Annotated in this window: 14 protein-coding genes; 9 read left to right on the top strand and 5 right to left on the bottom strand. The window is 64.9% G+C overall.

Annotated features, from left to right (window positions below; genetic code table 11):
- The first annotated feature begins 143 nt into the window (after positions 1 to 143).
- On the top strand, positions 144 to 692 hold the full coding sequence (locus AC3WK8_RS13000; protein ID WP_022639980.1) for an RNA polymerase factor sigma-70: 549 nt from the start codon (positions 144 to 146) through the stop codon (positions 690 to 692).
- A gap of 49 nt (positions 693 to 741) precedes the next feature.
- On the opposite strand, the gene AC3WK8_RS12995 is transcribed toward AC3WK8_RS13000, so the two are convergent.
- The 3 genes from AC3WK8_RS12995 to AC3WK8_RS12985 all read right to left on the bottom strand — a co-directional run bounded on the left by AC3WK8_RS12995 (position 742) and on the right by AC3WK8_RS12985 (position 2705).
- Positions 742 to 1101, bottom strand: a complete 360-nt coding sequence (locus AC3WK8_RS12995) for a pyoverdine biosynthesis protein (RefSeq protein WP_103324954.1) — start codon at positions 1099 to 1101, stop codon at positions 742 to 744.
- An 89-nt stretch (positions 1102 to 1190) separates the two neighbouring features.
- Positions 1191 to 1985 (bottom strand): substrate-binding periplasmic protein, encoded by a 795-nt coding sequence (locus AC3WK8_RS12990; protein ID WP_085596695.1) that lies wholly within the window; start codon positions 1983 to 1985, stop codon positions 1191 to 1193.
- A gap of 96 nt (positions 1986 to 2081) precedes the next feature.
- Positions 2082 to 2705, bottom strand: a complete 624-nt coding sequence (locus AC3WK8_RS12985; RefSeq protein WP_103324953.1) for a TetR/AcrR family transcriptional regulator — start codon at positions 2703 to 2705, stop codon at positions 2082 to 2084.
- A gap of 345 nt (positions 2706 to 3050) precedes the next feature.
- Between AC3WK8_RS12985 and AC3WK8_RS12980 the strand changes: the two genes are divergently transcribed.
- The 8 genes from AC3WK8_RS12980 to ppnP all read left to right on the top strand — a co-directional run bounded on the left by AC3WK8_RS12980 (position 3051) and on the right by ppnP (position 12352).
- The gene (locus tag AC3WK8_RS12980) at positions 3051 to 4841 is read left to right on the top strand and encodes an acyclic terpene utilization AtuA family protein (protein ID WP_207245152.1); all 1791 of its coding nucleotides are present in this window, start codon (positions 3051 to 3053) and stop codon (positions 4839 to 4841) included.
- A gap of 9 nt (positions 4842 to 4850) precedes the next feature.
- Positions 4851 to 5720 (top strand): SDR family oxidoreductase, encoded by an 870-nt coding sequence (locus AC3WK8_RS12975; RefSeq protein WP_053133048.1) that lies wholly within the window; start codon positions 4851 to 4853, stop codon positions 5718 to 5720.
- Positions 5721 to 5723: 3 nt separating this feature from the next.
- Entirely contained in the window at positions 5724 to 7340 is a 1617-nt protein-coding gene (gene atuC, locus AC3WK8_RS12970; protein WP_103324951.1) for a geranyl-CoA carboxylase subunit beta, read from the top strand.
- Positions 7341 to 7417: 77 nt separating this feature from the next.
- Positions 7418 to 8575 (top strand): citronellyl-CoA dehydrogenase, encoded by a 1158-nt coding sequence (gene atuD, locus AC3WK8_RS12965; RefSeq protein WP_103324950.1) that lies wholly within the window; start codon positions 7418 to 7420, stop codon positions 8573 to 8575.
- The gene (locus AC3WK8_RS12960) at positions 8572 to 9369 is read left to right on the top strand and encodes an enoyl-CoA hydratase/isomerase family protein (RefSeq protein ID WP_085596701.1); all 798 of its coding nucleotides are present in this window, start codon (positions 8572 to 8574) and stop codon (positions 9367 to 9369) included. The genes atuD and AC3WK8_RS12960 overlap by 4 nt, the downstream gene beginning before the upstream one ends.
- Positions 9370 to 9397: 28 nt before the next feature.
- The gene (locus AC3WK8_RS12955; RefSeq protein ID WP_103324949.1) at positions 9398 to 11353 is read left to right on the top strand and encodes an acetyl/propionyl/methylcrotonyl-CoA carboxylase subunit alpha; all 1956 of its coding nucleotides are present in this window, start codon (positions 9398 to 9400) and stop codon (positions 11351 to 11353) included.
- A gap of 100 nt (positions 11354 to 11453) precedes the next feature.
- A complete protein-coding gene (locus tag AC3WK8_RS12950) occupies positions 11454 to 11993 on the top strand; it encodes a 3'-5' exonuclease (RefSeq protein ID WP_022639990.1) in 540 nt (179 codons plus the stop codon).
- 74 nt (positions 11994 to 12067) lie between these two features.
- A complete protein-coding gene (gene ppnP / locus AC3WK8_RS12945; RefSeq protein WP_022639991.1) occupies positions 12068 to 12352 on the top strand; it encodes a pyrimidine/purine nucleoside phosphorylase in 285 nt (94 codons plus the stop codon).
- An 80-nt stretch (positions 12353 to 12432) separates the two neighbouring features.
- Here the strand turns inward: ppnP and AC3WK8_RS12940 are convergent, their stop codons facing one another.
- Together AC3WK8_RS12940 and AC3WK8_RS12935 are read right to left on the bottom strand one after the other, a co-directional pair.
- Positions 12433 to 13236 carry an MOSC domain-containing protein gene (locus AC3WK8_RS12940; RefSeq protein WP_103324948.1) on the bottom strand — a complete coding sequence of 268 codons (804 nt, stop codon included), beginning with the start codon at positions 13234 to 13236 and terminating at the stop codon, positions 12433 to 12435.
- 83 nt (positions 13237 to 13319) lie between these two features.
- Entirely contained in the window at positions 13320 to 14255 is a 936-nt protein-coding gene (locus AC3WK8_RS12935) for a chemotaxis protein CheV (protein ID WP_022639993.1), read from the bottom strand.
- Positions 14256 to 14377 lie beyond the last annotated feature (122 nt).

Raw genomic sequence — 14377 nt, 5'->3', positions numbered from 1 at the left:
TTCGCAATCTGTAAATCAGGAGAGCATTAGTTCTTTTTCTCAATTGACAATCATTATCATTCAGCCTAATTTGTCGCTCGATGTGTAGGACGAATCTGACCCCGCAGTAGTCCCACTACCCTCTTTGCAACAAGGTGATTTCCATGACGGAACAAGTATCCACAAGCAGGTGCGATTCACCGTTACTCCAGGCTTTTGTCGATAACCGCCTGATCCTGGTCAAGATTGCAGCACGCATCACCGGCTGCCGGTCCAGGGCCGAGGACGTCGTCCAGGACGCTTTCTTCCGGCTGCAATCGGCACCGCAGATCACCTCATCGTTCAAGGCCCAGCTCAGCTATCTGTTCCAGATCGTGCGCAACCTGGCCATCGACCACTATCGCAAGCAGGCGCTGGAGCAGAAGTACTCGGGCACCGAAGAGGAAGGCTTGAACGTCGTCGTCCATGGCGCCTCACCTGAAACTTCCCACATGAACTTCTCCACCTTGGAAAACATTGCCGAAGCACTGACCGAGCTGCCCTCGCGCACTCGCTATGCCTTCGAGATGTATCGCTTGCATGGTGTCCCACAGAAAGATATCGCCAAGGAACTGGGCGTTTCGCCGACCCTGGTGAACTTCATGATCCGCGATGCCCTGGTGCATTGCCGCAAAGTCTCGGGCAACCGTCCCGACACCTTCGCCCGTCGCTGACCCGCGACCGGTGCCGGGCCGTGGCGCCTAGCACCAGAACCGCTCGGGCTCAGCTCTCGAGCAGGCCGCTCCGGCCCAGGACCAGCAACGCCGCACGCTTGTGCAACAGATCGAATTCCTGCTGGCAATACCGACAACGGTCAGGCCCGGCACACGCTGGCTCGTGGTTGGGAACCGGGGGGCGCTCGCAACCCGGTGGGTCCAGGTACAAGGCATGCACCTGGGCCGACAGCCAGAACGCCAGGCGGTCCTGGCGGGCCGCCTCCATGGCCTGCGCATCCACGGCCCCGGACTCCTGCCCCTCGACATGCAATGCCTGGAACAGCATCCGCCGTGCGGCAATCTCGTCGATGCCCAGCATGACGCCAGTGCCTGGGGATTCAACGCTCAGCGGATTCACAAGGGCCATGGCAAGGTCACCGTCGAATGGGCATTCAAGCAAGTGACGTGGGCCGCCAGGAAAAATTTAGCCCGCCGTGAACCGGGCCGGAAACGGGCTCAAGCGTGGGGAACGGGCGTGACCACGATGCGATAAGGCTCGAAGATCTTCAGCATCTGGCCGTTGTCCCGCAACCTTTGCAACAACCCGGCGAAATCCGGGGCGCTGATGGGCGCCTTGGGCCGGATCAGGCTGTAGTGGTGGTAGACCTGGTCGATGCGCTCGGAGACCAGCAGGCGATCGGTACTGTCGACGTTGCGGGCCAGGAAGTCGCTGAGGTAGGAACGCGTCACCAGGGCGATATCCGCCCTGCCGCGCAAGACCATCAGCAAATTGCTGTCATGGGAATAGGTCAGCGTGGCGTTGAAGGTATCGGCCAGGTAGCGGGTATCGGCATTGAACTGGGCGAAGGCGTAGTGATAACCGCTGAACAGGGCCAGGCGCTTGCCCGCAAGGTCGGCGAAGTATTCCTGGCCGCGCCCGGGCTGGCGCTGGGCGACGAAGATCTCCGCATCCTCGAGCCCCATGTCGACGCTGGTGTGTTCGATGTCCTGCCAGCCCCAGGCGGGGTTCTCGAAGATCGCCATGTCCACGCGCCCCTGTTCGAAATCGCGAAAGCGCCGGGGAATCGAAGTGGGCACCAGGACGAACTGGTAATCGCTTTGGGACTGGTTCAGCGCCTCTACCAGTTGCGGCAGCAGGCCAGTGTCGGCCCCGGTTTCAGGGCGTACGGTGTAAGGAGGGAAATGGGCCGCCGCGACCCGCACCAGTTGCGCCGAGGAGGCCGGAGCGACCCAAAGTGTTGCCAGAGCCAGCAAAAGCATTCGCAAGGCTGGCCGCAAAGGCAGGGACATCAAGGCAACACACCTCGGGCAAGAGAATGGGAATGCCGTAAAGCTAGGCGTTTTCGGACGCTTCGACAATCTGGCAAGCGATAATTAATCGGCGCTTCAGTGATCCTTCAGTACCAGCAGCAAGGCCTCTTGCGCCAACTGTTCCAGGGTCATGCTGCCCTCGGCGCGAAACCAGGTGGTGGTCCAGGACAGGGCGCCGGTGAGAAAGCGCCGGGTGATGAACACATCGCCCCTGATGAAACCGGCTTCCTTGGCCTCGCCCAGCACTTGCAGCCAGATCTGCTCGTAGATATCGCGCAGGGCCAGGACCGCCGCCTGGCCCTCGGCCGATAGCGAGCGCCATTCGTAGACCAGCACCGCCATGGCCTCGCCGCTACCGCCCATGATCGACTGCAGCTCGCAGCGGATCAGCGCCAGCACCCGCTCACGCACGCTGCCGGCCTCGGCCAGCTCGGCGCGCATCAATACGGTGTTGTAGTGGATGGTCTCCTGCATCACCGCCCGCAGGATGTCGTCCTTGCTCTTGAAGTGGTGGAAGATGCTGCCGGACTGGATCCCCACCGCGCCGGCCAGGTCGCGCACGGTGGTGCGTTCATAGCCCTTGTTGCGAAACAGATGCGCAGCCGTGCGCAACAGCTTGCCCCGGGCGCTCTCGGGATCGGTCACTTGCCCGCTGGCGATCAGCTCGCGCACCACCTGCAAGGCTTTTTGCTCGTCCACCGGTGTTCTCCTACTTCACTTCATCGATCACTCTGGCGCCGCGCCCTGACAGGCCGTTGAAAAACTACCTGCGTTGCCATCGCTGCGTTAAAAACAGGCTGGTGCGCCAGCCCGGTCAAAATGCTCATTTACCACTCGTAAACTGCGCTTTTTCGCCTGTTTTTACCTTGCGCTGGCTGCCTCGCCGACGTTTTCAACGGCCTGCTAAAAGCGGGCACGGCGCGCGCAATTTAAGCTCCCTACCGTCCCCAAGCAAGCGCTTGGGTAGAAGAATAGATCAAGGCATTTACAAACCAAGCGCTTGCTTGGTAGCCTCCGTGCAGTTCTTTTCTCGAGAGCCCCGCCATGACCAAGACCGTACGAATCGGCTGTGCCAGCGCCTTCTGGGGCGACACCAGCAGCGCCGCCGCGCAACTGGTGCAAGGCGCCAGCCTGGACTACCTGGTATTCGACTACCTGGCCGAGATCACCCTGTCGATCATGGCCGGGGCCCGCATGAAGGACCCGGCGGCGGGCTACGCCACGGACTTCGTCGAAGTGCTCACCCCGCTGCTGGGCTCGATCCACGCCCAGAACATCCGCGTCATCAGCAATGCCGGCGGGGTCAATCCCCAGGCCTGTGCCGACGCCCTGCGCGCCGCCTGCGCCAAGGCCGGGGTGCCGCTGAAGGTCGCCGTGCTGCTGGGCGACGACCTGCAACCACAGTCCAGGGAGCTGGCCAGCGCCGCAATCGTGGAAATGTTCACCGGCGCCCCATTGCCACCCATGTGCGTGTCCACCAACGCCTACCTCGGCGCCCCGGGAATAGTCGCCGCCCTGGAACTGGGAGCGGACATCGTCATCACCGGGCGCGGGGTCGACAGCGCCGTGGTCAGCGCCGCCCTGGTGCATGAGTTCGCCTGGTCCTGGCATGACTACGATCGCCTGGCCCAGGCCGCCCTGGCCGGGCACATCATCGAGTGCGGCGCGCAGTGCACCGGTGGCAACTTCACCGACTGGCGCGACGTGCCGGACTACGAGCACATAGGTTTCCCCGTGGTGGAGGTCCAGGCCGACGGCCGTTTCGTGGTGAGCAAGGCACCGGGGACCGGCGGCCTGGTCAGCCCGCTGACGGTGGGCGAGCAACTGCTGTATGAGATCGGCAACCCCCAGGCCTACCTGCTGCCGGACGTGACCTGCGATTTTTCCCAGGTCCAACTGCAGCAAAAGGCCCCCGACGAAGTCAGCGTCCAGGGCGCCCGGGGCATGCCTCCCAGCCATCAATACAAGGTCAGCGCCACCTACCCGGACGGCTTCCGCTGCACCGCCAGTTGCCTGCTGGCCGGCATCGACGCGGTGGCCAAGGCCCGTCGGGTGAGCCAGGCGATCATCGACAAGACCAGCGAGATGTTCAGCCAGCGTGGCTGGGGACCCTACACCGAAGTGAACATCGAACTGCTGGGCAGCGAGGCCACCTACGGCCCCCACGGCCAGCGCCAGGACAGCCGCGAAGTGGTGATCAAGCTGGCCGTGCGCCATCCGAACAAGGCGGCCCTGGTGCTGTTCTCCCGGGAGATCGCCCAGGCCGCCACCGGCATGGCCCCGGGACTGACCGGCATCGTCGGCGGACGGCCGACGGTGTACCCGGTGATCCGCCTGTTCTCATTCTTGCTGGACAAGGACCGCTGCCACCTGGAAATCGACTTCGCCGACCAGCGCCATGCCTGCTCCCTGCCTGAGCCCGACCCGCTGGACCCAGGCGCCCTGCCCGTTCCCCACCCGCTGCCCAAGCCCCAGGGCCAGGCCGATGCCAGCGTGCCTCTGGTCAAGCTGGCGGTGGCCCGCTCCGGCGACAAGGGCAACCACAGCAACATCGGGGTCATGGCCCGCCACCCCGACTACCTGCCGTGGATCGCCGAGGCCCTGGCCCCGGAAGTCCTGGTGGACTGGATGAGCCATGTGCTGGACCCGGTCCATGGCCGGGTCCAGCGCTGGTACCTGCCGGGCACCCACAGCCTCAACTTCCTCCTGGAAAACGCCCTGGGCGGCGGTGGCGTCGCCAGCTTGCGCATCGACCCCCAGGGCAAGGCCTTCGCCCAGCAACTGCTGGAAATCCAGATCCCGGTGCCCCAGCGCATCGCCGACGCAGTCAATTAAGGAGCTGCCGTGGTGTACGACTCGATCTTCAAAGCGCAATTGTTTGCCGGCCAGACCATCCTCGTCACCGGCGGCGGCAGTGGCATCGGCCGTTGCACCGCCCATGAACTGGCAGCCCTGGGTGCCCGGGTGCTGCTGGTGGGGCGCAAGGCGGAAAAACTCCAGCAGGTCGCCGGCGAGATCGCCGAGGACGGTGGGCTGGTGGATTGGCAAGCCTGCGATATTCGCGACGAGGATGCAGTCAAGGCCCTGGTCGGTGAGCTGATCGAGCGCTTTGGCCCGATCCATGGCCTGGTGAACAACGCCGGCGGCCAGTACCCGGCGCCCCTGGCCTCGATCAACCAGAAGGGCTTCGAGACCGTGCTGCGCACCAACCTGGTGGGTGGTTTCCTCATGGCCCGGGAAGTGTTCAACCAGTCCATGAGCAAGCACGGCGGCAGCATCGTCAACATGCTCGCCGACATGTGGGGCGGCATGCCCGGCATGGGCCATTCCGGCGCCGCGCGCTCGGGGATGGACAACTTCACCAAGACCGCCGCCTACGAATGGGGCCATGCCGGGGTCCGGGTCAACGCCGTGGCCCCGGGCTGGATCGCCTCCAGCGGCATGGACACCTACGAAGGCGCCTTCAAGGCGGTGATCCCCACCCTGCGCGAGCATGTGCCGCTCAAGCGCATCGGCAGCGAATCGGAAGTCAGCGCAGCCATCGTGTTCCTGCTCAGCCCCGGCGCGGCCTTCATCAGCGGCAGTACCTTGCGCATCGACGGCGCCGCCAGCCTCGGCAGCCGCGCCTGGCCCCTGGGCAAGGCGCGCAACAGCCACTCGTACAACGGTTTTCATCGGGCCTACCTGCCCGATGTGCTCAAGGACGGGGAATAAGCCATGCCGGTGATCCAATCCCAACTCGACCCCCACAGCGCGCAATTCGCCCAGAACCAAACAGCCATGCTGGCCGGCCTGCAACAGCTGCGCGACATCCAGCAACACCAGTTGGACAAGGCCGCCGAGGCCAAGGCCAAGTTCGAACAACGCGGGCAGTTGCTGCCCCGGGAACGCCTCAACCTGCTGCTGGACCCGGGCGCGCCGTTCCTCGAACTGGCCGGCCTGGCCGGCTACAAGCTGCACGACGACAAGGACGGCAGCCAGGCCGGCGGCGGCCTGATCGCCGGCATCGGCTACGTCTGCGGGGTGCGCGTGCTGGTGGCGGCCAACAACAGCGCGATCAAGGGCGGCACCATTTCCCCCAGCGGCCTGTACAAGTCCCTGCGCCTGCAACAGATCGCCATGGAAAACAAACTGCCGGTGGTGACCCTGGCCGAAAGCGGCGGCGCCAACCTCAACTACGCGGCGGAGATCTTCGTCGAGGGCGCACGCAGCTTCGCCAACCAGGCGCGGATGTCGGCCATGGGCCTGCCGCAGATCACCGTGGTGCATGGCTCGGCCACCGCCGGCGGTGCCTACCAGCCCGGGCTGTCGGACTACGTGGTGGTGGTGCGCGGCAAGGCCAAGCTGTTTCTCGCCGGGCCGCCCTTGCTCAAGGCCGCCACCGGCGAGGTGGCCACCGACGAACAGCTCGGCGGCGCCGAAATGCATGCCCAGGTTGCCGGTACCGCCGAGTACCTGGCGGAAAACGATGCCGACGGCATCCGCATCGTTCGCGAGATCGTCAGCCTGTTGCCCTGGAATGCCCAACTGCCGGCACCGCCGCCCAGGACCTGGAGCGAACCGCTGTATCCGATAGAGGAACTGCTGGGGCTGGTTCCCGACGACCCGAAAAAACCCTACGACGCCCGGGAAATCGTCGCGCGCCTGGCGGACGGTTCGCAGTTCCTGGAATTCAAGGGCGAGTTCGATGCCCAGACGCTCTGCGGCCACCTGCAGATCCAGGGCCGGGCCTGCGGTTTCATCGGCAACAACGGCCCGATCACCCCCCAGGGCGCGAGCAAGGCCGCGCAGTTCATCCAGCTTTGCGACCAGAGCCAGACCCCGCTGCTGTTCTTCCACAACACCACCGGTTTCATGGTCGGCACCGAATCCGAGCAGCAAGGGGTGATCAAGCACGGCTCGAAGCTGATCCAGGCGGTGGCCAACGCCCGGGTGCCGAAGCTGACCATCGTGGTCGGCGGCTCCTACGGCGCCGGCAACTATGCAATGTGCGGCCGCGGCCTGGACCCGCGTTTCATCTTCGCCTGGCCCAATAGCCGTACCGCGGTGATGGGCGGCGCCCAGGCCGGCAAGGTGCTGCGCATCGTCACCGAGGCCAAGCACGCCAAGAACGGCCAGGAGGCCGACCCGAAGATGCTCGACATGCTGGAGCAGGTCACCGCGCAGAAGCTCGACAGCCAGTCCACCGCACTGTACGGCAGCGCCAACCTGTGGGACGACGGCCTGATCGACCCGCGTGACACGCGCACTTTGCTGGGCCTGCTGCTGGACATCTGCCATGAAGCCCAGGTGCGCCCGCTGCAACCCAACAGCTTTGGTGTGGCGCGGTTCTGATCGCGCAGAACGGTCCGCAGGTAGTGGGCCACAACGATCCGCTGGTGACGTCACTCAACTTGAGAAGGACAACAACAATGATCTTCACCCAGGAACACGAAGAACTGCGGCGCACGGTGCGCAATTTTGTCGAGCGCGAGATCAACCCCCATGTCGATGAATGGGAAGAAGCCGGGCGCTTCCCCATCCACGAGATTTTCCGCAAGGCCGGCGAGCTGGGCCTGCTGGGAATCTCCAAGCCGGAGAAGTTCGGCGGCATGGGCCTGGACTACAGCTACTCGATCGTTGCCGCCGAGGAGTTCGGCACCATCCGCTGCGGCGGCATTCCCATGTCCATCGGCGTGCAGACCGACATGTGCACCCCGGCCTTGGCGCGCTTCGGCTCCGATGAACTGCGCGATCAGTTCCTGCGCCCGGCCATCAGCGGCGAGCAGGTGGGCTGCATCGGCGTTTCCGAGGTCGGTGCCGGCTCCGACGTAGCCGGGCTCAAGACCCACGCCCGCAAGGACGGCGATGACTACGTGATCAACGGCAGCAAGATGTGGATCACCAACTCCCCCAGCGCCGACTTCATCTGCCTGCTGGCCAATACCTCGGACGACAAGCCCCACGTCAACAAGTCGCTGATCATGGTGCCGATGGACACCCCTGGCATCAGCCTCAGCCCGAACCTGGACAAGCTCGGCATGCGCAGCTCGGAAACCGCCCAGGTGTTCTTCGACAACGTGCGGGTGCCCCAGCGTAACCGCATCGGCCACGAAGGCGCCGGGTTCATGATGCAGATGCTGCAATTCCAGGAAGAACGGCTGTTCGGCGCGGCGAACATGATCAAGGGCCTGGAGTACTGCATCGACAGCACCATCGAGTACTGCAAGGAGCGCAAGACCTTCGGCAACCCGCTGATCGACAACCAGGTGATCCACTTCCGCCTGGCCGAGCTGTCCACCGAGATCGAGTGCCTGCGAGCCCTGGTGTACCAGGCCACCGAACAGTACGTGCGTGGCCAGGACGTGACCCGCCTGGCCTCCATGGCCAAGCTCAAGGCCGGGCGCCTGGGCCGCGAGGTCAGCGACAGCTGCCTGCAGTATTGGGGCGGCATGGGCTTCATGTGGGACAACCCGGTGGCCCGGGCCTATCGCGATGTGCGCCTGGTGTCCATCGGCGGTGGTGCCGACGAGATCATGCTGGGGATCATCTGCAAACTCATGGGCATCCTGCCCGGGAAGAAGAAATGAGCCTGTTGCCGAGTTGCCAGACACTGTTGCTGGAATCCCGCGACGGCGTGCTGTTCATCACCCTCAACCGCCCCGAGTGCCGCAACGCCATGAGCCTTGAGATGGTGGCGGAATTGCGCGCGGTGCTGGCCGCCGTGAACGAGCGCCGCAGCATCCGGGCCCTGGTGCTGCAGGGCGCTGGCGGACACTTCTGCGCCGGTGGCGACCTCAAGGACATGGCCGGCGCCCGGGCCCGGGGCAATGCGGCCTACCGTGAATTGAACCGGGCCTTCGGTGCGTTGCTGGAAGAGGCGCAGAAAGTCCCCCAGGTGCTGGTCTGCGTACTGCAGGGCGCGGTTCTCGGCGGCGGTTTTGGCCTGGCCTGCGTCAGCGATATCGCCATCGCCGAGCACTCGGCGCAGTTCGGCATGCCGGAAACCAGCCTCGGCCTGCTGCCGGCGCAGATCGCCCCGTTCGTGGTCCGGCGCATCGGCCTGACCCAGGCCCGGCGCCTGGCGCTCACCGCCGCCCGCTTCGATGGCGAACAGGCCCGGCAACTGGGCCTGGTGCACTTCGTCGAGAACGACGCCACGGCGCTGCAGGAACGCCTGGAGCAGCAGGTGGCGCAGGTCCTGCGCTGCGCCCCCGGGGCCAATGCACAGACCAAGGCCCTGCTGCTGGCCAGCGTCGACCAGCCCCTGGGGCCGCTGCTGGACCAGGCTGCCGACGCCTTCGCCCAGGCCGTCGGCGGCGAGGAAGGGACCGAAGGCACCCTGGCCTTCGTGCAGAAACGCCAACCGTCCTGGGCCGGCTGACGCCCCACACAGACACAGGAAGCCTACGATGCCCGCGTTCACCAAGATCCTGATCGCCAACCGTGGCGAAATCGCCTGCCGGATCCAGCGCACCGCCCAGCAACTGGGCTATCGCACCGTCGCCGTATTCAGCGACGCCGACGCCGAGGCGCCCCATGTGCGCATGGCGGACGAAGCCGTGCGCATAGGCCCCGCGCCGGTCCAGCAGTCCTACCTGGACAGCGCCGCGATCCTCGATGCGGCCCGGCGCAGCGGCGCCGATGCCATCCATCCCGGGTATGGTTTCCTCTCGGAAAATGCCGAGTTCGCCGCGGCCTGCGCGGCTGCCGGCATCACTTTCATCGGCCCCAGCGCCGCCGCCATCGAGTTGATGGGCAGCAAGCGTCGCTCGAAGATCGCCATGCTCGAGGCCGGCGTGCCCTGCATCCAGGGTTACCAGGGCGAAGAACAAGACGACGCCACCTTGCAGCGCGAAGCCCAGCGCATCGGTTATCCGTTGATGATCAAGGCCAGTGCCGGTGGCGGTGGGCGCGGCATGCGCCTGGTGCAGGAGCCCGGGCAACTGCTGGAGCAGATTCGTACCGCGCGCTCCGAGGCGCTGCACGCCTTCGGCAGCGACGAGCTGATCCTGGAACAAGCGCTGGTCGAGCCTCGCCATGTGGAGATCCAGGTCTTCGGCGACCATCACGGGCAGTTGATCTACCTCGGCGAGCGCGACTGCTCGATCCAGCGCCGCCACCAGAAGGTCGTCGAGGAGGCGCCCTGCCCGGTCATGACCCAAGAACTGCGCCAGGCCATGGGTGAAGCAGCGCTCAAGGCCGGACGGGCGGTGGACTATGTCGGCGCCGGCACCGTGGAGTTCCTGCTCGATGCCCAGGGGCAGTTCTACTTCCTGGAAATGAACACCCGCCTGCAGGTGGAGCACCCGGTGACCGAACTGGTCACTGGCCTGGACCTGGTGGCCCTGCAACTGCAGGTGGCTGCCGGCGAGCCACTGCCGCTGAAGCAGGAACAGGTACGCCTGTCCGGCCACGCCATCGAAGTGCGCTTGTATGCCGAGGACCCAGCCCAAGGTTTTCTGCCACAGACCGGCCAGGTGCTGCGCTGGGAGCCGGCGCCGGGTATCCGCACCGACCATGGCTTGCAGGAAGGCCAGTGGGTCAGCCCCTTCTACGACCCGATGCTGGGCAAGCTGATCGCCCACGGCGCCACCCGTGAGGAGGCCCGGCGCAAGCTGCTGCGCGCAGTGGAGGATTGCGTGTTGCTGGGCCTGGAAAGCAACCGGCGCCTGCTGGCCAACCTGCTCGGGCACCCGGTGTTCGCCAGCGGCCAGTTCAGCACGGCATTCATCGCCGAACACTTTGCCGAGGATCCGAGCCTGCAACCGCAGCTTCCCGGCCACGAGGAACTGGCCATCGCCGCCGCGCTGTTTCATCACCACGGCGCCAAGGCCCATGCCGGGCCGCTCGCCGCCTGGCGCAATAACGCCGGTGTAGCGCTGCACTACTGCCTGGGACAGGAGGAACGGCACTGGTCCTTGCAACTGAGCCCGGGGACCGCCGGCCAGGTACAGGTCCGGCAGGCTGGGCAGTTAATGGAGCTGAAGGTCTGCAGCGCCGACGGTCGCCGGGCCATCCTGGAGCTTGGCGGCATCCGCCGGCACTACGCCTACCACCTGGAAAACCAGGAGCTCTGGCTGCACAGCCGACAGGGCAGCCTGCACCTGCAGGACCGGACCCATGCCCCGGTCCAGAGCCAGTCGGGCGCCCATTCGGGAACGCTCAAGGCGCCGATGGATGGCGCCATCGTCGACGTGCTGGTGAGCGAGGGTATGCGCGTCACCAAGGGCCAGCTATTGCTGGTGCTGGAGGCGATGAAGATGGAGCATCCGCTCAAGGCCGGGATCGACGGGACGATCACCCGGGTCCAGGTCGGACTCGGCGACCAGGTGAAGAACCGCCAAGTGCTGCTGGAGGTGGAATAACCCTACAGGTCCTATCCCGCCCGGCGCTCCCCCCTAGGCGGATTCCCCGGCTTTGGCTACGCTCAAGCGTCATCGAGATGGTTGAAGGCTGGAATTCGTGATGCCCCACTGGCTGGTAATAGATCTGGAAGCCACGACCGATGAAGGGGGCTGGCCGGTGAGCGAGATGGAAATCATCGAGATCGGCGCCACCCTGGTCAACCGAGAGGGCCGGGAACAGGACCACTTCCAGCGTTTCGTCCGGCCCGTCAGGCGCCCGATGCTGACGCCGTTCTGCCGCGAGCTGACCCATATCACCCAGGCCAATATCGACGGCGCCGCCCCCTTGAGCGAGGTCTGGCCCCTGTTCGAGCGCTGGCTGGCCCAGCATCGACCGCGCCTGGAGGGCTGGGCCAGCTGGGGCGACTACGATCGCAAGCAGTTGCAGCAGGAATGGCACAACCAGCAGTTGCAGAGCTTGCTCGCCGATGTACCGCACATGAACCTCAAGCAGCGCTTCGCCAAGGCCCGGCGCCTGGAGCGCCCCCTGGGGCTGAATACCGCCCTGCAACTGGCCGGGATGCAGTTCAATGGCCAGCAGCATCGGGCCCTGGAAGATGCCCGCAATACCGCGCGCCTGCTGCCGCTGGTGCTTCCTTGATGGCGACAGGTGACGGCCCTTCGGGGCTTGTGCATACTGGCCGGCCTTTTTGACCCACTCTTGAGGAATCGCCCATGTTTAAAGTCAACGAGTACTTCGACGGCACCGTCAAGTCGATTGCCTTCGGCACGGCCGAAGGTCCTGCCACCATTGGCGTCATGGCCCCGGGCGAATATGAATTCGGCACCGCGCAACGGGAAATCATGCATGTGGTTTCCGGCGCCCTGACCGTCAAGCTGCCAGGCAGCGACGAGTGGCAGACCATCTCTGCCGGCAACCACTTCAACGTACCGGCCAACAGCAAGTTCCAGCTCAAGGTCGCGGTGGACACCGCCTACCTGTGCGAATATCGCGGCTGATCCCTCCCCCGGCTTGCACCAGAGCATGAAAAATGCCCGTCCCCCGGCAGGAGACGGGCATTTTTTTCGCCGCCCCAAGGCTATTCGAGAACGGTCACCGGCATGCCCACCTGCAACTGGCCAATCCCGTCATTGACCAGGTTCTGGCCGAACATCGCCCCATCCTCCCGGGCACGGTATTTCTGCAAGGTCGCCAGGGGCTCACGATCAGGACTGCGCTCGCCAGTCTGCGGATCGATGGTGGTGAGGATGCAGCGCGAGCAGGGCTTGACCACGCGGAACTCGACATCGCCGATACGCACCCGCTTCCAGTTGTCCTCGGCGAACGCTTCGCTGCCCTCGACCACCAGGTTGGGCCGGAACCGCAGCATCTCCAGGGGCCGGCCAACTCGGCTGGCCAGGTCGTCCAGGGAGGTCTGGCCGATCAACAGCAGGGGAAAACCGTCGGCAAAAGCCACCTGGTCATCATCCTTGCCATAGCCGGCAGCGGTGGTCCGCGCCCGCTCCAGCGGAACCTGTACCAGGCGAGTGGGCTTGCCGATGAATTCGCTGACCCAGGCTCCGGCCTCGTCGCCGGCATCGGGCACTCGCAAGCTGTCCTGCCAGATGGTCACGCCACGCAGGGCCGCAGTTTCATCCGGCAGTGCCACCTCCAGCGTGGCATGGCCCGGGGCGCTGAGGGTCAGGCCGCCCCGGGCATTCCACAGCGCCGAGAGCTGGCTCATCCGTCCTACGGCACGCTGGGTCAGGAAGCGCCCGCTGGCCTCATCCACCAGCATCCAGCGGCGATCCCCCTCGAGGCCGAGCTTGTCCAGGCCGATATGTTGCAGGGTTTCGCCCCTGGCGGATTTCAACGGATACCGATAAAGCGCGCTAAGACGCATGTCCTGCTCCCTACGGGGGAAAAACGCCCACCCTATACCAGCGCCCCGGTGAAACAAAGATCCATGACGCTGGCTCGCCGCGCTCAGGCGCCGGCTTCATCCAGTAGCAGGCGCTGGCGCACTACATCCACCAGCTTGTCGGGCTGGAACTTGGAGAGGAAGTTATCGCAGCCGACCTTCTTGACCATGGATTCGTTGAAGCTGCCCGACAACGAGGTATGCAGCACCACGTAGAGCCCGCGCAGGCGTGGGTCGTTGCGGATCTCGGTGGTCAGGCGATAGCCGTCCATCTCCGGCATCTCGGCATCGGTGAACACCATCAGCAGCTTCTCGGTCATGTCGACCCCGGTGTCGGCCCAGGCCTTGAGCATCTTCAGGGCCTTGAGGCCGTCGCTGGCGATGTGCATCTTCACCCCCAACTGGCCCAGGGTATCGCGCAGTTGCGACAGGGCCACGTTGGAGTCGTCCACCAGCAGCACCTCGCGACCGCGGGCACGGGCCAACAGCGGGTCGTCGAGCTTGTCGCGGGAAACCTTGGCGTTGTACGGCACGATCTCGGCCAGCACCTTCTCGACGTCGATGACTTCCACCAACTGGTCATCGACCTTGCTGATGGCGGTCAGGTAGTGCTGGCGGCCGGCGCTGGAGGGCGGCGGCATGATGGCTTCCCAGTTCATATTGACGATGCGATCCACGCCGCCCACCAGGAACGCCTGCACCGAGCGGTTGTACTCGGTGACGATGATGGTGCTGTTGGGCCCGGGAACCAGCGGACGCATGCCGATGGCCTGGGACAGGTCGATCACCGGCAGGGTCTGGCCACGCAGGTTGACCACGCCGCAGACGAAGGGGTGGCGCTGGGGCATCAGGGTCAGTTTCGGCAGTTGCAGGACTTCCTGGACCTTGAAGACGTTGATCGCGAACAGCTGCCGACCGGCCAGGCGGAACATGAGGATTTCCAGTCGATTCTCACCCACCAGTTGCGTGCGTTGATCTACCGTGTCGAGAATGCCGGCCATTAATGACTCCTGGGCTGTACTGATGAATTCACTAAAGACAGATATCGGCCAGGTACGCCGTATCTTGACCCGTATGCAAATTGCCACACAAAGCCATTGATGTCACATTAACATCATGCTTT

Source organism: Pseudomonas sp. FW507-12TSA (assembly GCF_058781435.1).
This window is presented reverse-complemented; position numbering and strand designations above follow the sequence as displayed.

What these genes read in the sequence shown, in the direction of transcription:
- AC3WK8_RS13000 (WP_022639980.1), top strand. Translation starts at nt 144, where the DNA reads ATGACGGAACAAGTATCCACAAGCAGGTGCGATTCACCGTTACTCCAG.
- AC3WK8_RS12995 (WP_103324954.1), bottom strand. Translation starts at nt 1,101, where the DNA reads ATGGCCCTTGTGAATCCGCTGAGCGTTGAATCCCCAGGCACTGGCGTC.
- AC3WK8_RS12990 (WP_085596695.1), bottom strand. Translation starts at nt 1,985, where the DNA reads ATGTCCCTGCCTTTGCGGCCAGCCTTGCGAATGCTTTTGCTGGCTCTG.
- AC3WK8_RS12980 (WP_207245152.1), top strand. Translation starts at nt 3,051, where the DNA reads ATGACCAAGACCGTACGAATCGGCTGTGCCAGCGCCTTCTGGGGCGAC.
- atuC (WP_103324951.1), top strand. Translation starts at nt 5,724, where the DNA reads ATGCCGGTGATCCAATCCCAACTCGACCCCCACAGCGCGCAATTCGCC.
- atuD (WP_103324950.1), top strand. Translation starts at nt 7,418, where the DNA reads ATGATCTTCACCCAGGAACACGAAGAACTGCGGCGCACGGTGCGCAAT.
- AC3WK8_RS12960 (WP_085596701.1), top strand. Translation starts at nt 8,572, where the DNA reads ATGAGCCTGTTGCCGAGTTGCCAGACACTGTTGCTGGAATCCCGCGAC.
- AC3WK8_RS12955 (WP_103324949.1), top strand. Translation starts at nt 9,398, where the DNA reads ATGCCCGCGTTCACCAAGATCCTGATCGCCAACCGTGGCGAAATCGCC.
- AC3WK8_RS12950 (WP_022639990.1), top strand. Translation starts at nt 11,454, where the DNA reads ATGCCCCACTGGCTGGTAATAGATCTGGAAGCCACGACCGATGAAGGG.
- ppnP (WP_022639991.1), top strand. Translation starts at nt 12,068, where the DNA reads ATGTTTAAAGTCAACGAGTACTTCGACGGCACCGTCAAGTCGATTGCC.
- AC3WK8_RS12940 (WP_103324948.1), bottom strand. Translation starts at nt 13,236, where the DNA reads ATGCGTCTTAGCGCGCTTTATCGGTATCCGTTGAAATCCGCCAGGGGC.
- AC3WK8_RS12935 (WP_022639993.1), bottom strand. Translation starts at nt 14,255, where the DNA reads ATGGCCGGCATTCTCGACACGGTAGATCAACGCACGCAACTGGTGGGT.